The organism is Rickettsia tamurae, assembly GCF_000751075.1.
GTDB lineage: Bacteria > Pseudomonadota > Alphaproteobacteria > Rickettsiales > Rickettsiaceae > Rickettsia > Rickettsia tamurae.
Genome location: NZ_CCMG01000025.1, coordinates 1 through 4,271 on the forward strand (window position 1 = coordinate 1; position 4,271 = coordinate 4,271).

The window sequence follows — 4,271 nt, forward strand, 5'->3', positions numbered from 1 at the left end:
ATTATTAGTATTTTTTATTGTTTTTCTGGATACCGTGGTCAAGCCACGGGGTGACATCGAGTGTGTTTTCCGATCCATGCAATAACATCATCAATATAGCCATAAAAGAATAGGAAAAATTTGAATAACGAAATATCTAATAACTTTATAAAATTATGGTGGCGGAGTACCGATAGGCAAATAATAATTTCTTTAATTATCTTATTTGCTTTTAGTCTAATGCTTGTTACTACCTCAGGTTCAGCAGTAGCAAGTAGAATAGGTCTTGAAGAAAGTTATTTTGCATCTAGACAAATATTTTATTTAGCTGCCGCTTCAGGGCTTATATTATTATTTTCATGTCTTAATAAGAAATGGTTAAGGCGTTTTGCAATAGTTGGGTTTATTGCTAGTATAGTTTTATTAGTAGCAGTTAAATTTTTTGGCTATGAAGTAAAAGGAGCAGTGCGATGGATTAATATTCTAGGTCTATCTATTCAACCTTCGGAATTTATCAAACCGTTTTTTGCAGTTGTTACGGGCTGGATATTATCGCTAAAATTTAATGATGATTTTCCAAATTTTACGATTTGTGTAATACTTTATTCTATTGTTGCTATTCTCTTAATTATTCAGCCGGATTTTGGAATGCTTGTAATGATTACGGCAGTTTTTGGTATTCAGCTGTTTATTGCAGGTATGCCGATATTTTGGATTGTTCTAGCGGGTTTTTTAGGAATGATAGGAGTAACTGTTGCTTATTTTTGGTTACCTCACGTAACGCAAAGAATTAATTCATTTTTAGATTCCGATAGTAGCGAGAATTATCAAGTTAGTAAGTCTCTTAAGGCTTTTGAGCATGGCGGTTTATATGGACGCGGTCCAGGGGAGGGAGCAATAAAGCAGGTACTACCCGATTCCCATACGGACTTTATTTTTGCCGTAGCTGGTGAGGAGTTTGGGGCTATTATTTGCCTGATTGTTATAGGTATATTTGCTTTTATAGTATTAAGAAGTCTTATTAAGTTATTAAATGAAACAGATAAATTTGTACAATTCGCTGCTAGCGGTATAATTGCACAATTAGGGCTTCAGGCAATAATTAATATGGGTGTGACTTTACATTTACTTCCTACTAAAGGTATGACATTGCCGTTTATTAGTTACGGTGGTTCTTCAACGCTTGCAATAGCTATCGCTACCGGTATGCTTCTTGGTTTTACAAGACACCGAACGCCGTTAAATTCGTACAAAATTCGTAATATTGAAATATGAAAAAAATCATTTTGGTAGCAGGAGGGACTGGGGGACATTTTTTTCCGGCAGTCGCTCTTGGGGAAGAGTTAGTGAAACGTGGGTATGAAGTTCATTTTATTACTGATTTAAGATGCAAAAAATATATAAAACAGGATATGAAAGTAATTTTTCATATCCTAGATTTAAAACGCTCAGGTAATATTTTCTTGTTTTTACCTAGGTTATCAATTGCAGTTTTAAAGGCTATTAGATTATTATATAATATCAGGTCTTCAGCTATTATAGGATTTGGCGGTTATCCTGTTATAGCTCCAATGTTTGCGGCAATTTTTTTAAGAGTACCGATTATAATTCATGAACAGAATTCTTACCTTGGAAAAGTTAATAAATTTTTTGCAAGCTTTACTAAAAAGATAGCTATTTCTTATGAAAAAATAAAAAATTTACCGGAATTTGCAAAAAGTAAAATAGTAGTTACCGGTGGGGTAGTTAGAGAAAATATTAGGGATATAATGTCACCCCGTGGCTTGACCACGGGGTCCAAAAAGTCTTTAATAAAACCACTGGACCATGTGGTCAAGCCACGGGGTGACAAGCCTTCCACTGATAATATCTTTACTATATTCATCTTTGGCGGTAGTCAAGGAGCTAAGTTATTTTCAGAGCTGATACCTGCAAGTATCCAAATTTTAATGCAAAAACAGCCAGGTCTTGAATTAAATATAATCCAGCAAGCAGCATTAGATGATCAAGTAAAAATAAAAGATATATACTCGAAATTAAACATTAATTATGAATTTGCCGAATTTTTTGAGAATATGGCATTGCAATATAAAGAAGCCGATTTAGTGATTTCAAGAGCAGGAGCATCTACTATAGAAGAGTTGACCTATATAGGGTTGCCGGCAATCTTTATTCCACTGCCTAGTGCTGCGGATAATCATCAATACTACAATGCAAAATTATTGGAAGATAAAAAAGCAGGATGGTGTTTAGAGCAGAATAATATTTCTGCAGGAAAATTAGCAGATAAAATACTCGATTTGATAAGTAATCCTAAGATATTAGAGGATGCTTCACAAAATTTATTAAAAAGAAGAAAAGAAGGGCATAAGCTATTAAGTAACCTAATAGAAGAGGTGATTTAAGTTTTGTTTTCCGTCATTGCGAGGAAAAACTGTAAGTTTTGACGAAGCAATCTCGTGCTAAAGTCCTGAGATTGCCACGCTCCTTTTAGTCGCTCGCAATGATGGGGTGGGAGACATACAACAAGACCAAAAATACCTCAGAATAACAATAATTTAATTAAGTACATAGCAGTTCGGCTCTTTATTCTTGCAAGTTTGGCTATTATGTGGCATTAATCATAATAGACTTTCTGCATAACTTGCTTCTAAGGGTAATTTGTGCGTCGATCCGGTACTCGTATCCTCACGTACCAAAGCGTACGCTGCGGTGCTGCGTTCCGTGTCTCCTACAAATTCCTCCTTATTAGCTACGTTATACAGGAAGTCTAATAAAAGTTTTGGAATATAAATATATGTTAAAAAAAATTATAATATTATTTTTAGGAATGTTTGTACTTTCAGCTTGTACAGATAATTTTAGAAGCTATTTTCAAAGATCCGCAAATAATAGATTGGTTGATAGTAAAGGTGCTAAAGGCGGCAAGAGAAAACCTGTATATAATAATAAATATATTACTTTGGCTAAAAAGAATATAGTAGAAGATAATCTTGATTATGATAACGACGATGATGATGACTATGATAGTCCTTTAAGAGGAGAAAGAATCGATCCTGTAAAGAGAAATCGTGAAATGTATCTTAAGATGATTAAAAGGGATATAGCAAGGCAAAAAGCAGAAGCCGGCTTCGCTGAATCCGATGATGATATGACTTTAAGTAGAGCGAATAAAAAGGTTAGAAAAGACGATAGCGATAAAGAAAAAAAGATGCAAGAGGAATTAAATCAGATAAAAGCAATGCTTAGAGAAACTAAGCGTGATATATCAAAATATACTTGTCCAAATGCTATGGTAAACCAAAATTATGCACCGCCCGTTACAAATTATGAGCCTGTAAATTATCCACCGGTAAAAAATAGTAAGCCGTATAATAATAATTCTAAGGTAAAGCAAAAATTTATCCGTGAAGATGATGATAACGGCAGTAATGCTTGTTCGATATAATATATATTATTCCGTTGGTCGCAGAAATCCAGACTTCTTTGCTGTCATCCCGTGGCTTGACCACGGGATGAAATAGTCAAGCCATGGTATAACAATAATTTACTTTTTTAGCTTTCTGCTGCCGCAGGAATAACATATCATGTGATATATTTATCACTATTTAATAAGTTTATTATTTTTTAAGTAAGATTATTATTTATTAATAAAAATTAATATCTGAATATAGAAATATGTTAAATTTATTAATAGGTATATTATGAGAAGTAAACATTTCAGCAAGTACTGCTAGTCTTACCTCTATAAAAGGCCTTCAAAACCCTATTGTTATTGAAATAAATGAATTAGCAAAGAAATTAGATGTTATAAAAGAACTTAAAAAGCCTATGAGATAGCAGAAACAAAAGACCAGGTATTAGAAGCATTAAAAGTTGTTGAATCAGTAAAGCAACAGCTTACAGATCAAACAAAAGAATTATGTAACAAGTTAAGCGATGCTAGTATATGTATTACTTATTTATTGGCTAAAAAAAGTGGTAAAGAATCGTTAAAATTTTTATCACCATACTTATTACAAAAAGCATCTGATTTTGATTATATTGAACAATATATTCCAAAGGAATATATAAAGAAAAGTAATCAAGATGATGCCATGGAGTTGCTTGGTAAACGAGAAGTAAGAGACTATTTAGATCAAAAGTCTTCTGAGTTAGCAAATAAATCGTCTGTACCGTCTACCCCTTCTATAACGGACACATTTAATTATGATAGTGATGAAATTACGGTTACCGGAGAAGAGAAAACGACGCTGAATACTGAACAAGCTTGATATAATACTAATAGCAAA

5 protein-coding genes and 1 pseudogene are annotated in these 4,271 nt (G+C 33.2%); 4 read left to right on the forward strand and 2 right to left on the reverse strand.

The annotated features are described in order from the left end of the window. Positions 1 to 4: 4 nt before the first annotated feature. Entirely contained in the window at positions 5 to 103 is a 99-nt protein-coding gene (locus MB29_RS14525) for a permease (protein ID WP_233419025.1), read from the reverse strand. A 17-nt stretch (positions 104 to 120) separates the two neighbouring features. Here MB29_RS14525 and ftsW point away from each other — a divergent pair, with 17 nt between their 5' ends. Further along, positions 121 to 1,254: a putative lipid II flippase FtsW gene (gene ftsW / locus MB29_RS07200; protein WP_032139666.1), complete on the forward strand. Its 1,134-nt coding sequence runs from the start codon at positions 121 to 123 to the stop codon at positions 1,252 to 1,254. Further along, a complete protein-coding gene (gene murG, locus MB29_RS07205) occupies positions 1,251 to 2,384 on the forward strand; it encodes an undecaprenyldiphospho-muramoylpentapeptide beta-N-acetylglucosaminyltransferase (RefSeq protein ID WP_032139667.1) in 1,134 nt (377 codons plus the stop codon). The genes ftsW and murG overlap by 4 nt, the downstream gene beginning before the upstream one ends. 219 nt (positions 2,385 to 2,603) lie before the next feature. Here murG and MB29_RS10860 read toward each other — a convergent pair. Continuing rightward, positions 2,604 to 2,768, reverse strand: a pseudogene (locus MB29_RS10860) (palindromic element RPE1 domain-containing protein); the annotation flags it as partial. A gap of 8 nt (positions 2,769 to 2,776) precedes the next feature. Here MB29_RS10860 and MB29_RS07210 point away from each other — a divergent pair. Next, positions 2,777 to 3,427 (forward strand): hypothetical protein, encoded by a 651-nt coding sequence (locus MB29_RS07210; RefSeq protein ID WP_032139668.1) that lies wholly within the window; start codon positions 2,777 to 2,779, stop codon positions 3,425 to 3,427. 517 nt (positions 3,428 to 3,944) lie between these two features. Then, a complete protein-coding gene (locus MB29_RS07215) occupies positions 3,945 to 4,253 on the forward strand; it encodes a hypothetical protein (protein WP_032139669.1) in 309 nt (102 codons plus the stop codon). Positions 4,254 to 4,271 lie beyond the last annotated feature (18 nt).